This is a genomic window from Faecalibacterium sp. AF28-13AC (genome assembly GCF_003478405.1).
In the GTDB taxonomy this organism is placed as follows: Bacteria; Bacillota; Clostridia; order Oscillospirales; family Ruminococcaceae; genus Faecalibacterium; species Faecalibacterium prausnitzii_E.
This window is the reverse complement of sequence record NZ_QUFG01000013.1, coordinates 1-13,011: the sequence shown is the minus strand read 5'-3', so window position 1 is coordinate 13,011 and position 13,011 is coordinate 1. Positions and strand designations below refer to the sequence as shown.

Annotated in this window: 12 protein-coding genes, 2 tRNA genes, 2 pseudogenes and 1 riboswitch; of the genes and pseudogenes, 12 read left to right on the top strand and 4 right to left on the bottom strand. The window is 53.4% G+C overall.

Translation table 11 applies throughout. The features are described from left to right. Window positions 1-321: 321 nt before the first annotated feature. A tRNA-Asn gene (locus DWY95_RS14695) sits at window positions 322-398 on the bottom strand. 213 nt (window positions 399-611) lie between these two features. On the opposite strand from DWY95_RS14695, the gene DWY95_RS14690 reads away from it, so the two are divergent. The 3 genes from DWY95_RS14690 (at window position 612) to sigG (ending at window position 3,362) form a co-directional block, all read left to right on the top strand. After that, window positions 612-1,439 carry a sigma-E processing peptidase SpoIIGA gene (locus DWY95_RS14690; RefSeq protein WP_158577569.1) on the top strand — a complete coding sequence of 276 codons (828 nt, stop codon included), beginning with the start codon at window positions 612-614 and terminating at the stop codon, window positions 1,437-1,439. Window positions 1,440-1,825: 386 nt separating this feature from the next. Then, the gene (gene sigK, locus DWY95_RS14685) at window positions 1,826-2,515 is read left to right on the top strand and encodes an RNA polymerase sporulation sigma factor SigK (RefSeq protein ID WP_118554122.1); all 690 of its coding nucleotides are present in this window, start codon (window positions 1,826-1,828) and stop codon (window positions 2,513-2,515) included. A gap of 82 nt (window positions 2,516-2,597) precedes the next feature. After that, a complete protein-coding gene (sigG, locus tag DWY95_RS14680; RefSeq protein ID WP_097793407.1) occupies window positions 2,598-3,362 on the top strand; it encodes an RNA polymerase sporulation sigma factor SigG in 765 nt (254 codons plus the stop codon). Between the two features lie 54 nt (window positions 3,363-3,416). On the opposite strand, the gene DWY95_RS14675 is transcribed toward sigG, so the two are convergent. Further along, complete coding sequence (locus DWY95_RS14675; RefSeq protein ID WP_118554082.1) at window positions 3,417-3,665, bottom strand: sporulation transcriptional regulator SpoIIID; 249 nt, start codon at window positions 3,663-3,665, stop codon at window positions 3,417-3,419. Between the two features lie 110 nt (window positions 3,666-3,775). Next, a riboswitch (TPP riboswitch) is annotated at window positions 3,776-3,877 on the top strand. 86 nt (window positions 3,878-3,963) lie between these two features. On the opposite strand from DWY95_RS14675, the gene thiT reads away from it, so the two are divergent. The 5 genes from thiT to DWY95_RS14645 all read left to right on the top strand — a co-directional run bounded on the left by thiT (window position 3,964) and on the right by DWY95_RS14645 (window position 8,619). Beyond that, the gene (thiT, locus tag DWY95_RS14670; RefSeq protein ID WP_097793405.1) at window positions 3,964-4,536 is read left to right on the top strand and encodes an energy-coupled thiamine transporter ThiT; all 573 of its coding nucleotides are present in this window, start codon (window positions 3,964-3,966) and stop codon (window positions 4,534-4,536) included. A gap of 151 nt (window positions 4,537-4,687) precedes the next feature. Further along, window positions 4,688-4,763 (top strand) — tRNA-Ala (locus tag DWY95_RS14665). 428 nt (window positions 4,764-5,191) lie between these two features. Further along, the gene (locus tag DWY95_RS14655; RefSeq protein ID WP_223382902.1) at window positions 5,192-5,536 is read left to right on the top strand and encodes a hypothetical protein; all 345 of its coding nucleotides are present in this window, start codon (window positions 5,192-5,194) and stop codon (window positions 5,534-5,536) included. A gap of 243 nt (window positions 5,537-5,779) precedes the next feature. After that, entirely contained in the window at window positions 5,780-7,294 is a 1,515-nt protein-coding gene (locus DWY95_RS14650) for a recombinase family protein (RefSeq protein WP_118554081.1), read from the top strand. Between the two features lie 416 nt (window positions 7,295-7,710). Further along, window positions 7,711-8,619: a DUF4300 family protein gene (locus tag DWY95_RS14645; protein ID WP_243082816.1), complete on the top strand. Its 909-nt coding sequence runs from the start codon at window positions 7,711-7,713 to the stop codon at window positions 8,617-8,619. Window positions 8,620-9,045: 426 nt separating this feature from the next. On the opposite strand, the pseudogene DWY95_RS17570 reads toward DWY95_RS14645, so the two are convergent. After that, window positions 9,046-9,402, bottom strand: a pseudogene (locus DWY95_RS17570) (HAD-IA family hydrolase); the annotation flags it as partial. Between DWY95_RS17570 and DWY95_RS14635 the strand changes: the two are divergent. Continuing rightward, window positions 9,401-9,733 carry a TnpV protein gene (locus tag DWY95_RS14635; protein WP_118554079.1) on the top strand — a complete coding sequence of 111 codons (333 nt, stop codon included), beginning with the start codon at window positions 9,401-9,403 and terminating at the stop codon, window positions 9,731-9,733. The pseudogene DWY95_RS17570 and the gene DWY95_RS14635 overlap by 2 nt on opposite strands. A 60-nt stretch (window positions 9,734-9,793) precedes the next feature. On the opposite strand, the gene DWY95_RS14630 is transcribed toward DWY95_RS14635, so the two are convergent. Continuing rightward, complete coding sequence (locus DWY95_RS14630; RefSeq protein WP_118554120.1) at window positions 9,794-10,759, bottom strand: AraC family transcriptional regulator; 966 nt, start codon at window positions 10,757-10,759, stop codon at window positions 9,794-9,796. Window positions 10,760-10,987: 228 nt separating this feature from the next. Between DWY95_RS14630 and DWY95_RS14625 the strand changes: the two genes are divergently transcribed. The 3 genes and pseudogenes from DWY95_RS14625 to DWY95_RS14615 form a co-directional block, all read left to right on the top strand. Continuing rightward, the gene (locus DWY95_RS14625; RefSeq protein WP_118554078.1) at window positions 10,988-11,569 is read left to right on the top strand and encodes an MptD family putative ECF transporter S component; all 582 of its coding nucleotides are present in this window, start codon (window positions 10,988-10,990) and stop codon (window positions 11,567-11,569) included. Continuing rightward, on the top strand, window positions 11,569-12,306 hold the full coding sequence (locus DWY95_RS14620; RefSeq protein ID WP_118554077.1) for an energy-coupling factor transporter transmembrane component T: 738 nt from the start codon (window positions 11,569-11,571) through the stop codon (window positions 12,304-12,306). The genes DWY95_RS14625 and DWY95_RS14620 overlap by 1 nt, the downstream gene beginning before the upstream one ends. 5 nt (window positions 12,307-12,311) lie before the next feature. Further along, window positions 12,312-12,857, top strand: a pseudogene (locus DWY95_RS14615) (ABC transporter ATP-binding protein); the annotation flags it as partial. Window positions 12,858-13,011: the final 154 nt, after the last annotated feature.

Sequence of the window (13,011 nt, the reverse complement as noted above, 5' to 3'; positions counted from 1 at the left end):
TTTGACGCAGGAGAAAAGGTTCTGTCACGCCCCATCAAAAGCAGCGCATAGCCCTCTGCTTTGCCCTGCCCTGCGGAGAACCAAGGCAAAGCAGAGGCCAAGCTGCTATCAAAAAGAAGGGAGCGCCTACCCTTTGATCTACCAAGCGCTTCAGGAAGCTTCCTAAAGCTTAGATGCAGTATACCACAATCTGACAGCTTCTTCAAGAGGACATTTTTTAAGAAACCGTTAATTTTGAAGAAAGTGTGAAAGATGTCACAAAATAGTTACAACCCGCATCCATGAAAAAGGCGGCAGGTGTGATCCCCGCCGCCGATTTGTTGGCGCCTCTTGCCTGACTCGAACAGGCGACACCCTGATTAACAGTCAGGTGCTCTAACCGACTGAGCTAAAGAGGCATATATCCAGAGCTTTACAGCGGTAAAAGCTGCTGCGAGTAGGATTATACCTCTTTTGCCTATATTTTGCAAGTCTTTTTCGAAAATTTATGAAAAAAGCTTTCAGGCGGGGAGGTGTGCGCCTCGCAGAAAGTCCACCTCCCCCGTTTCCTGCAAATTTTTCGTCCTCCTCCTGCTATAATCTCCCAAAAGGGGGCGGGGCTTATCCGGGCCGTGATCTATCTCGATGTTCTTCTGCTGGTCAATTTTCTCACGACAGCGCTGTTTCTGCTGGCGGCGGGGCTGTTGTGCGGCGTGAGCACGTCGGGCGGGCGGGTCGTAGGCGGGGCGCTGGCCGGGGCGGCAGCCTCCCTCATCCTGCTGGCCCCTGCCCTGCCGTGGCCGGTGTCAGTCGGGTATCAGCTGGCCTCCGGGGTCGGCATCGTCCTGCTTGGCTATGGGTTTCCGGGCGGGCGGTGTTTTCTGCGGCTTCTGGCATGGTTCGCAGCCCTTCATTTTGCGCTGACGGGAGCCGTGCTTCTGCCCGGCGCACAGGCCAACAATTTCAGCATCTACCTTCCCCTCTCGCCGGGGCTGCTGCTGGTCTGCGCCGGGGGCGTGTATCTGGCTGTGCAGGGTATCCTGCGGTTTCTGGGCCGGAACGGCGGGCAGACGTTTCCCGTCACTCTGCAAATTGGCAGCGCATCCCTCCCGCTCCGGGCCTTCTGCGACACCGGTTTCTCGGTGCAGGAACCGCTTTCAGGCCGGGAGGTCGTACTCGTACGCTTTGCCGCCGTGCAGAACGCCCTGCCCGGCCCGCTGCACACCTACTTATCCGCTTACTTCGCGGCCCCTTCCACCCTGCCGCCGCCCGAACTCGGCCTGCGGTTCGTCCCCTGCACCACGGTGTCCGGGCACTGCATTCTTCCCGCCGTCCCGGCTGTACTGGCTTCGGCTCCGGCTCAGCCGCTCTATGCAGCCTTCTGTGACCTTCCGCCCCCTCCGGGCGGCTGGGAGCTGTTGCTCTCGCCTGCCGTTGTGCCCGATGCTGCGTTCCGATGAGCCGTTGAACCTCTCAGTCGGGCTTGCGCCCGCCAGCTTCCCTGATAGGGGAGCCCTTGGCAGGCCGGGCCAGCCCTGCTGTTCGCTTGGGCTCAAATTGGGCGCAAGGCAGCGGGCCCTGTTCTCATTGGAAGCGACTGCGGGACTACGCTCTACCAAAGAGTGCTGGGCAAGCAGTCGTGAATTGAGACAGCGGAGCCCAGCCGTTTCCGGAAGCAGAAAACTTTGCTCGTCCAGCACAACCATCACCGACTCGCCAGTGGCTCCCCTACCAGGGGAGCTGGCGAGCCGCAGGCGAGACTGAGAGGTTTACCCTACCGGTTCCCGCCCTCATTGGCAGCACCCAAGAATCCCGCCCACAAAAAGGAGGCTTTTCGTTGAATCACCTGTTATCGTTTTTCCGTCGGCTGTACGTCCTGTTCGTCTGCCCCGGCGCTGCCCACTATGTCGCCGGGGCGCCCAGCCTGCCGCCGCCCCTGACGCCGGAGCAGGAAAAAGCCCTGCTCGCCCGGATGATGGCGGGCGACCGCGCCGCGCGGGATGACCTCATCACCCACAACCTGCGGCTGGTGGTCTACCTTGCCAAAAAGTACGAGAACACCGGCGTCCCTGCCGAGGACATGATCTCCATCGGCACCATCGGGCTGATCAAAGCGGTCAACACCTTCACGCCGGAACGAAACATCAAACTCGCCACCTACGCAAGCCGCTGCATCGGCAACGAGATCCTGATGTATCTGCGCAAAAGCTCCAACCGCCGCCAGGAGGCCAGCATCGACGAGCCTTTGAACGTGGACGGCGACGGCAACGAGCTGCTTCTCTCCGACATCCTCGGCAGCGACGAGGATTTGGTCAGCCAGCGGCTCGAACAGAGTGCCGAGCGGGCCACCCTCCGGCAGTCGGTGGCCCTGCTCTCCCCGCGGGAGCGCCAGATCATGGAACTGCGCTTCGGGCTGCTGGACGGCGTCGAGCGCACCCAGAAAGAGGCCGCCGATGCCCTCGGCATCAGCCAGAGCTACATCTCCCGCCTCGAAAAACGCATCATCCGGGAATTGAAAAAGAAGCTGGAGGACTGAGCGGGCAAAAATTCCCACGCATGATTCCCCTGCCCCCGCCCCATACTTCCGGTAACGTCAAAACGAAACCGGAGGGGCGCGGATGTACAACAAAGTCGAGCTCTGCGGGATGGATACGGCACAGCTGCCTGTCCTGACCGAAGCACAGAAGCGGGAGCTACTGACGCGGGCCCATGCGGGCGACGCCGCCGCCCGCCAGCAGATGATCGAGGGCAACCTGCGGCTGGTACTCAGCGTGGTACAGCGGTTCGCCCAGCGAGGCGAGAATCTCGACGACCTGTTTCAGGTAGGCTGCATCGGGCTGATCAAGGCCATTGACAACTTTGACCCGGCCCAGAACGTGCGGTTCTCCACCTACGGCGTCCCGATGATCATCGGCGAGATCCGCCGCTTTCTGCGGGACAACAACGCCCTGCGGGTCAGCCGGTCGCTGCGGGATACGGCCTACAAAGCCATGCAGGCGCGGGAGAGGCTGGAAAAGCAGCTGGGCCGGGAGCCTACGGTGAACGAGATCGCGCAGCAGGCGGGCCTGTCCCGCCGGGAGGTGACGGCGGCGCTGGAGTCGGTGGTGGAACCGCTCAGCCTTGAGGAGCCGCTCTATACCGACGGCGGCGACGCCATGTATGTCATCGACCAGGTGCGTGACCCCGACGGCGAGGACAGCTGGATCAGCGGCCTGCAGTTCCGGGAGACCGTCGCGTCCCTGACCCCGCGCGAAAAGCGGATCATGGAGCTGCGCTACCTCAAGGGCGAAACGCAGATGGAGGTGGCGCGGGAGATCGGCATCAGCCAGGCGCAGGTCAGCCGGCTCGAAAAGGCCGCGCTGGAACAATTCCGCAGCAAATAGCAGCAAAAGCGGCACACCCTTATACAACCTATATATAAGGATGCGCCGCCGCTCTTATTTTTTGCCGTATTTCCGGCGGGTGGCCGCTCCGCCCCGCAGATGCCGCTCGGCCTTGTTCCGGGCCAGCACTGCCTGCACCCGCTGGAATAAGTCGGGGTCCACCCGCCGCAGCCGGGACGAAACATCCTTGTGCACGGTGGATTTGCTGCACCCGAACGCCCGCGCTGCGGTCCGCACTGTTGCGCTGTTTTTTGCGATGTACTCCCCCAGCAGTGCAGCCCGCTGTTCCGGTTCCACTTTCATGCCCTGTCCCCTCCTCCGCAAGACTCCTTGGTAAAAAATATGAGGCAGAGGGGCGCAATATGCCCGCCGGGGCTTGACTTTTGGCGTCGGACGACTATACTGGGAGACGGACATGAAAACAGGGGCGCCGAAAGGCTGAGATCCGCGCACTGCGGAGTACCCTTGAACCTGATCCGGGTAATGCCGGCGTAGGTAGTTTGCGGAATGTTCCCATCTTTCACAAACGAAGCCTCTACGCCTGCTGATCGCAGGCGTATTTTGTTTTTGTGTACTATATTTTTAGAGGAGCGAATCCAAAATGTCGAATTCCTATTCCAAGACCCGCATTCTGGTGGAGTGCGCCCTGATGATCGCCATCGGCACCGTGCTGTCGAACATCAAGATCTTCACCATGCCCAACGGCGGCAGCGTCACCCTGCTGAGCATGCTGCCCTTTGTGCTGGTGTCCTTCCGCCATGGCGTCAAGTGGGGCCTGTTCACCGGCCTGGTCAACGGCTGCCTGCAAATGCTGCTGGGCTTCTGGGCACCCCCGACGCCCACCTTCCTGTACTTCCTGGGCGAAGTCCTGCTGGACTACCTCATCGCCTTCATGGCGCTGGGCACGGCTGAGCTGTTTGCCCGCCCCTTCAAAAACCGGATGGTCGGCGTGGCTTTCGGCACCTTTATGGCCGGTGTGCTGCGCTTCCTGTGCAGCTTCCTCTCCGGTGTGCTCGTCTGGGGCAACCTGAACGAGGGCCTGAGTGCCTGGACCTACAGCCTGGTCTACAATGCCAGCTACATGCTGCCGGAGACCCTGCTCACCGTGGTGGCCGCTGTGCTGCTCATCAAGGTGGCCCCGCAGATCTTCGACCGCCAGTACACCAAGGCCTGATTTTTCACGCACCATCGCGCCCCGGCAGGTCCACCGCCCGCCGGGGCGCTTTTCTCTGCAAAAACTTCGCAGGAAATTCGAAAAAAGTGTTGACAGCGTCCCTTCCTGCTGGTATAATAACTCACGTCGCAAGACACGAAACCAAACATGTGGGGGATTAGCTCAGCTGGGAGAGCGCTTGCATGGCATGCAAGAGGTCACCGGTTCGATCCCGGTATTCTCCACCATACAGTTCGTACTCGAACCCGATTCTTTACGAGAAAGGGTTCGGGTACGTTTTTTGTTTATCGGAAATTCTGCGGAAGGACTACACAGAGCGTTAAACGAGCAAAGGCAGGGTATCACTATGACGGTGGTATCCTGCCTTTTGCTTTGAGGAATCAAGTTCGCTTTGTGCGAACTTGGTCGTCACCCTATATGACGCATTGGGGGCAATCGCTGTGTACGTGCGTACCGGGAGAGCGTGTACACCTCTGGCAAGGTGTAACACACTAGACTTTGTTCCAAAGTCTGTGTGCCAAGGGGCATAGCCCCTTTGGAATCCCTGCGGAGCGTGTACGCACGTACGCAGAAAAATGGAAAAATTTCACTATATCGGGGTGTTCTTTCATGGAGGAGTGTGGTATACTCGGCTTAGCCCAGTAAATTGGAAGTTGTGAACTTAGAATTAGAGGTGTTGAAAATGAAAATAATAATTATATTTATTGATTTACTGATGGCAACTGTTCTCTTTTTTGTTGGAAGATTTTTTATCAAATCAAGGAATACAGAAAGAAGTGTGCTGTTTTTATCAGGAGATTATACTGGATTAAACACAGAGAAAATATGCAGAGTTACTGGAAAACGGATTAAGACATGGGCAATGCTCTTTTGTCTTGGCGGTATAATTGATTTTATCAAGCCGGGCGCAGGAATAATAATAGCTTTCGTTTTTTTTATTATCTTACTTGTATTTCATTTGGTTGATATGACTATAAATCGAGACAAGTACCGGGTATAAATTCCAGTTTGCTGTACTCGTTCCTAGCAGGGTTTGGGGCAGGCACGCCCCAACAAGAAGCTGTCCCAAAGGGGCAAGAATTTTCAAGAATTGAAAATTTGTGGCCACGGGACGATTCTTGCTCTCAGCTTTTTCGCTGCGTTTCGCAATTTTCACATTTCAATCTGCTCGCAGATTGTTGACAAGCTGCGCTTGACCCGATACTATAAAGGCAAGTCGAATACACGCCAAGGAGGTGCAACCATGACCGCCGTGATCTACGCCCGCTATTCATCTGACAGCCAGCGAGAAGCGTCCATTGAAGGACAACTGCGCGACTGCAAGGACTACGCCGAGAAGAACGGCATCACCGTGGTCGGCACCTATATTGACCGTGCCTACTCTGCCAAAACGGATGACCGCCCGGACTTTCAGCGGATGATCAAAGACAGCGGAAAGAAAATCTTCGATGTGGTTCTGGTCTGGAAGCTGGACCGCTTTGCCCGGAACCGATTCGATGCCGTGAACTACAAGTACCAGCTGGAAAAGAACGGTGTCCATCTGGTGTCTGCCATGGAACCCATCTCGCAGGGGCCTGAAGGCATTATGGTGGAGAGTATGCTGATTGGCATGGCGGAATACTATTCCGCCGAACTCGCCCTGAAAGTGGCGCGCGGTGAGCGCGAAAATGCCCTCCAGTGCAAGTACAACGGCGGTGTGGTGCCGCTGGGCTTCACCATTGGCAAGGAGGACAGGCTGTACCATATCGACCCGGAGACGGCTCCCATCGTGCAGGAAATCTTCACCCGGTATGCCGACGGCGAACCGGCTGAGAAGATTGCGGCATCCCTGAACGAGCGCGGCCTGCGTACCCGCACCGGAAAGCCGTTCGTGAAGAACAGCTTCTTCCAGATCTTCCGCAACCGCCGCTACATCGGCGAATACCGCTACAAGGACATTGTGACGCCGGGCGGCATTCCGGCCATTGTTGACCAGGACCTGTTTGACCGGGTGCAGCAGCGTTTTGAGCAGAACAGGATCGCCCATGGTCGGCCTGCAAAAGAGGATGTGAGATATCTGCTGACCACCAAGCTGTTCTGTGGCAAGTGCGGCACCCTGATGGGTGGCGAAAGCGGCACCAGCCACATGGGAAACACCTACTATTACTACAAGTGCGGCAACGCCAAACGCCACGGCAAGGCGCATTGCGACCTGAAAGCCATCCGCAAGGAGCCGCTGGAACGGTTCGTGGTGGACACTGCCATTAAGGTGATTTTCAGCGATGAAATCATCGAACGGCTGATAGATTTGGTCATGGAAGCCCAGCAGCAGGAGAACACCCGGCTGCCTGTTCTGAAAGAACAACTCCGGGATACGGAGAAACGACTCGCAAACCTTCTGGAAGCCATTGAACAGGGCATCCTGACCCCGACCACCAAGCAGCGGTTGGACGAGCTGGAAGCCCGGAAAGAAGCCCTGAACACCAGCATTCTGGAAGAAGAGCTGAAAAAGCCCGTCCTGACCCGTGAGTGGATTCGGTTCTGGCTTGAAAAATTCCGCAAGGGTGACGTGGGCAGCACGGAACACCAGCGGCAGATCATTGATACCTTTGTCAACTCGGTCTACGTCTTTGATGACCGGGTCGTACTCAATTTCAACTTCACGGATGATGCCAAAACGGTCACCCGTGAGGAAGTGTTGGGTTCGAGTGCTGTGGACAATGCTCCACCAAAAAAGCACTGTACTTCGTTTGAAGTAAGGTGCTTTTCTTTTTACTGAAGCCGATTTTTGGGGGCTGCATTGCTTTGCCTGCACCGTTTTCAGGCTTTTGCAGGCGGTTCCTATACAACCCCCAACGTTTGACGTTACACCATTTTCAAACTGGAAAGCGATTTGAACCTTCCATCGGAAAAAACGGAAAAATCTTATTCCAACTTGGGTATACTCCTGTTGTGTCCGACATGAAGAAAATCGTTCAGAAAACTGCCGCATTGTCTTTCTCCAAATGGGCGTTAGCCGTATGGGATATGGATACTGCAGCATTATATAGGGTCAAATACGACAGAAGTCATTGATTTTCTTTGTTTATCTGTGATACCATTCGTTACGAGACCAACGGCGTTGCTCTCTTCGCTTATGGTGGAGACTCCGGCACTCAAAGAAACTTTCCGAAAAACACAACGAGGTGACCATTTTTGAAACGTCGAACTTTTCTTGTCTGCTCCGCTGCACTTTTTTGCGGTGCGCTTCTGGCAGGGGGCTGCACTCAAAAAGCTTCTCAGCCCGTCCTTCAGCAAATTGAATACTCCAATTTGGCAGATTCTAATACACAGGCTCTTCTTTCCAAACTTTTGCAGGATGCCGGCGTATCCGACCTACGGATACAGACCTTCTTTGATCATGTGCAAAAGTTCAACAATGTTGTGGACCCGGCATGGCTCACCACAGGTTTTGAAAACGCCAAGCCTTCGGATCTGAAATACGATCCTTACTCCATGCAGGACGCATGGACAGAAAAATACGATACCTTCCCCGGCTGGAACTGTCGAATCACCGCTTGTGGGCTGTTCGGTGATTTTATCACTGTCACGGGCAAGGCAGACCTTGACTCAGCTGAGGACACCCTGTTTATGGACTATGAAACACTGGATTCTGACCCGGAATCCCTTTGCGGCGATGAACGGCAAAAATTTGATGCGCTGTTCGCCCCAGTTAAAACCACCAATACGACCGATATTCCTACCCATTTGAAAACGATTCAACAGGAATGGAAGAAACGCGGTCTCTCCTTCGTAGAAGATGATAAGATCCGTCTCGTCTCCGTAGTCCTGCACGATCAGTTCTCTGAAACGGACAATTCTCTTATGATCGGTCATGTCGGCGTTATGCTTCCCACATCGGATGCAGTATATTTCGTTGAAAAGGTCGCTTTTCAGGAGCCGTATCGCTTGTTGAAGTTCAAAAATCGAACCGAGTTGAGCGATTATCTGATGCTGAAATACGACAACTCGTGGGGACAGGATACTGCCCACACCTTTATTATGGAGAATTCAAACCTGATGGACGGCTGGCGCATTCTTGACGAACAGAAAGACGCAAGCTAAAAGCATCGCATTCGTTGGGAGCCGTTTAGTCTGACAGATCATTCGCCCTCTGATACGCTTGATAAAGCTGTTCTGGAAAATCCAGATGCTCACCCACTGTTCCACAGTGACCGAGGATTCCAGTACACCAGCAGAACCTTCCACCAGAAGCTTCTGGATGCCGGAATGACACAAAGTAAAAGCGTTCAAAGAACACTTCGCATGTTGTTTTGCCTGTTCCAACTGGGATGCCCCCGCATAAGCAGAGAATCCAGCACAAATCAAAAGTATCAAACCAATCCAGACCACCATAATCATTTCTCCAAATTGGATATTACCATTCCACGCCCAGAGTGCGCAGGCTCTCGGCAAGGGCAGGAACATCCATGTTGAACACGATGCCTGCCATGTTTTCGTAGAGTGCACCCTCCACATTGATGGCGTATCGTCAATAAAAACGCATTCCTCCGGGCGAAGGGCGAACTTGTGTAGGAAGGTGCGGTAGATCTGCGAGTCGGGCTTCAACAGCTTGACCTCTGCGGAGATCAGGACACCATCCATCAGCTTACTGGCCTCTGCCCGTGCCCAGTAGATAGGCTGACGGGTGGCAGCGTTGGAAAGTAGGTAGAGACGGTAGCCCTTTGCTTTCAGTGCCTGCAAAAGCTCCAGCATTCCCTCCACTGGCACGATGGGGTCGTCCCACTTTTCGATCAGCCCACGGGCTGCACTGTGCAGACGCTCCGGTAAAAGGGGTAGAATACGCTGCTCTGCGATTTCTTCGTCGATCACGCCCCGATCCAACATGATCCATTCCACCGAACGGAACACCTCGTTGCGGATCAGCTTGCGTTCCTCACCGGTGAGAAAATATGTCCGTATGCGGCAACGCTACCTAAAGGAACACCGGCCCGGCCTTTACAGCAGCTTGATTTTGAGCGAAAAGCTGTACCCGCACCTGTTGGAGATTGACCGGGCGGTGCGGGAGCGGACGGACGCCATGCTGCCCCGCATGATGGAGGCGGCGGGCGTCACCGAGGAACTGAAAGCCCGTGACCCCATGCGCTGGGTGGGGCTGATGAACACGCTGAAAGCACAGGCGGAGGAAGTTATTTTTCAAGAATTGATTTACGCATGAAATTTTAAGCATAAGTAAGGCCGGGATTTTGCTGACAAGTGGCAAATCCCGGCTTTACTCTTATATATTTCCCAAATTCTTTGACCGCCGGTATTCCAGCGGAGAAAGACAAAACTGCTTTTTGAACACGGCTGCAAATTTTCCTTGATTAGAGTAGCCGACCTGTTCGGATATTTCGGCAATCGGACGCTTTGTGTCCGAAAGAAGCCTTGCGGCTTCGTTCATACGGATTTCTCGCAGCCAGGTGGATATATTCTGTCCATATACGCCTCTAAAATAATTTTTCAGGCTGGTTTCACTGACCGAAAATCGTTCTGCAATCTGTCTTACAGGGATGTGCTGACGAAGGTCATCAGAAAGGATTTGTGCCGCCCTTTTTGCAATTTCAACCTGTGTTTCCGTGTAGAAGCCGCAAGTTTTCGGAGGCCGGATTTCCATGTTAAGAAGCCGGTGGAGAAGTTCAAGAGTATAGATTTGCAAATGGAAGGCAGAGGGTCTTTCGGATAGCCGCCAGAGTTTTTGAAATATATTTTCCAGCTCGCTGTCCGCTTCGTTGATATATGTCTTATGGTTGCCACAATAACTTTTTTCCAGCGTAGGGAGGTCAAGTGAAAAAGATTTCAAAAGTTCACCGCAGGACTGTAAAAGAAGTGACAGGTCAAAGTATATTTTTATGCCCTGATATTGCCGTGTGGGAAAGATGTACTCTTTCTGCGCTGTCTGCCCACTGATACAAAAGTCGTTTTCCTTCAGGTAAATGTATGAGCCATCATCGAGAAGCAGTTCACTTCTGCCAGAAATACAATAGTTTATCCATAATGGCCTTAACTCTGAGTTGGCTTCTGATTCCGGCCACACAGGAGCATTTACAAAAATAAAAGCCAAAGTCAGCCCCGGAAAGAGCGTATGGAATGTCATGCGTCCCTTGCCATCTGCCCGATCCAAAAGCAATGTGCTGCTATTTGGACTGTTTTTCAAGGTCACACCAGAAACAGCATCGCTGTTTTCTAAAATGTTGTATATCATGTTACGCAACTGCTTCGCCCCTTTCATCACGCAAAATCGTTGATATTATTATACCTGCGAGAAAACTCCCGGTCAATGGATATTCTGGCAGAGCGAAAAAACTCCTTGCTATACGGGCTTAAAATACCGATATGTGCATAGAAGCACAGCTGAATTTATGCTATTATCATTAGGGTTGGTTGACGAGAACTAACCAAGACGAAAGTAATCATGTTAGGAGGTTTCGCAATGAACAACAAATTGCAAGGAAAAGACTTAATCAACATCGGTATTTTTACGGCGATTTACTTTGTCGTCATTTTCGCAGCGGCGTCTATCGGTTTTATCCCGATCTTTATTCCGCTTATCAGCGTAATCGTGCCGCTTGTCGGCGGTATTCCGATGATGTTGTTCTTCTCCAAAATTAAGAAATTCGGTATGCTTACCATCTGCGGAGTGCTGCTGGGTATCATTATGCTGCTGACCGTCATGGGCTGGTGGTGCATCCCTACCGGGCTGATCTTCGGGCTGATTTCCGATTTTATGATGAAAGCCTGTGACTACAAAAATGCCAAGCGCGAAGTGTTGATTCACGGCGTTTTTTCCATGTGGGTCATCGGGGCGTTTATTCCCATCGTTGTAACGCGTAACGCTTACTACCAGAACCTGCTCCCCGGCTACGGCCAGGAATATGCCGATACGCTTATGGCTTATATGCCCGACTGGATTTTGCCGGTATTGCTTATCGCCGCTTTCGTCAGCGGTCTTGTCGGCGGTCTGATTGGACGGAAGATTTTCAAAAAGCATTTTGAGCGGGCAGGAATTGTATAATGAGCTGCGAACTTCTTGCAAGTCAAAAAAACAATAGCGGAATTTTATTAGACCCCCGGACAAAACTGGCGGTACTGATTACCATAGCTGTCTTTATTTTAGGCGGTTCGTATGAAGGTATCATGCAGTATTACATCATCGTGTTGGCGGCGATCCCGCTGTTACTTTTGTCAGCGGCCAGAAAATGGAAAGGCGCTGTTCTCTATATCCTGATTTTTGGAGGCAGTCTGTGCCTGGAAATGTTCGGTCTGTCCCGACTGGCTGGCGTAGCAAACTACATTGCAGTAGCCATTGTTGGCATTCTGCTGAGGTTCACCCCCAGCGTGGTCATGGGATATTTCGTGGTAACGACAACCACGGTCAGCGAATTTGTTGCGGCGATGGAACGGCTCCACCTGCCGCAGCAGATCACCATTCCTATGTCCGTGATGTTTCGCTTCTTTCCCTCGGTTGCGGAAGAATGGAGCGCTATTGGGGACGCCATGCGGATGCGTGGCGTCCGCTTTGGTGGTGGAAAAGTCGGTGCGATTTTAGAGTATCGGATTGTCCCCATGATGATCTGCTCCGTCAAAATCGGAGAGGAACTGTCCCAGGCAGCCCTTACGCGGGGATTGGGAGGCCCGGTAAAACGGACGAATATCTGTAAGCTGGGTTTTCATGTGCAGGATGTTATTTTCCTGCTGATCTGTCTGGGAGCATTTGCAGCGCAAATCTATGTGCTTGCCGCAAGGGGGTGAAGGAAATGATTGAATGTCAAGATGTGTCCTTTTCTTATCCTGCCAGTACCCTTCCCGACAGTGAGAGGCAGGTCGGTGGCGCTTTGAAACATATTTCCTGCACTATTGAGGACGGTTCTTTTGTTCTGCTCTGCAGGACTTCCGGCTGTGGGAAAACAACCATGACCCGGTTGTTTAACGGCTTGATCCCCCATTATCATGAGGGGACTTATACCGGCTCCGTCTATCTGGATGGAAAGGATACCCGTGACCTGTCACTGTTTGATATTTCTCTGAAAGTCGGTTCTGTATTTCAAAATCCGCGTTCTCAGTTTTTCAATGTGGACACGACCAGCGAACTGGCTTTCGGCCCGGAAAACCACGGAATGCCTGAAGATATTGTGCGTGACCGGGTAAAGCGTGTAGCTGCACAGTTAAAGCTGGAGCCGCTGCTTGATAGAAGTATTTTTTCTTTATCCGGCGGTGAAAAGCAAAAAATCGCCTGCGGATCGGCTGCGGCGATTGACCCAGATGTTTATGTGCTTGATGAACCATCATCCAACCTTGACGCATGCACAAAGAGGGATTTTACCATCGCCCCTTGACCGTCATACGCCCCATCGACATCGAAAACTTCCTGAAAGGGATGCGGCGCGATGGCCGCTCGGATTCTTACATCAGCAAGGCACGAGGGATGCTCTACCAGATCTTTCAAAAGGCAGAAGC

What these genes read in the sequence shown, in the direction of transcription:
- thiT (WP_097793405.1), top strand. Translation starts at nt 3,964, where the DNA reads ATGTCGAATTCCTATTCCAAGACCCGCATTCTGGTGGAGTGCGCCCTG.
- DWY95_RS14625 (WP_118554078.1), top strand. Translation starts at nt 10,988, where the DNA reads ATGAACAACAAATTGCAAGGAAAAGACTTAATCAACATCGGTATTTTT.
- DWY95_RS14635 (WP_118554079.1), top strand. Translation starts at nt 9,401, where the DNA reads ATGATCCATTCCACCGAACGGAACACCTCGTTGCGGATCAGCTTGCGT.
- sigG (WP_097793407.1), top strand. Translation starts at nt 2,598, where the DNA reads ATGTACAACAAAGTCGAGCTCTGCGGGATGGATACGGCACAGCTGCCT.
- DWY95_RS14675 (WP_118554082.1), bottom strand. Translation starts at nt 3,665, where the DNA reads ATGAAAGTGGAACCGGAACAGCGGGCTGCACTGCTGGGGGAGTACATC.
- DWY95_RS14620 (WP_118554077.1), top strand. Translation starts at nt 11,569, where the DNA reads ATGAGCTGCGAACTTCTTGCAAGTCAAAAAAACAATAGCGGAATTTTA.
- DWY95_RS14650 (WP_118554081.1), top strand. Translation starts at nt 5,780, where the DNA reads ATGACCGCCGTGATCTACGCCCGCTATTCATCTGACAGCCAGCGAGAA.
- DWY95_RS14630 (WP_118554120.1), bottom strand. Translation starts at nt 10,759, where the DNA reads ATGATATACAACATTTTAGAAAACAGCGATGCTGTTTCTGGTGTGACC.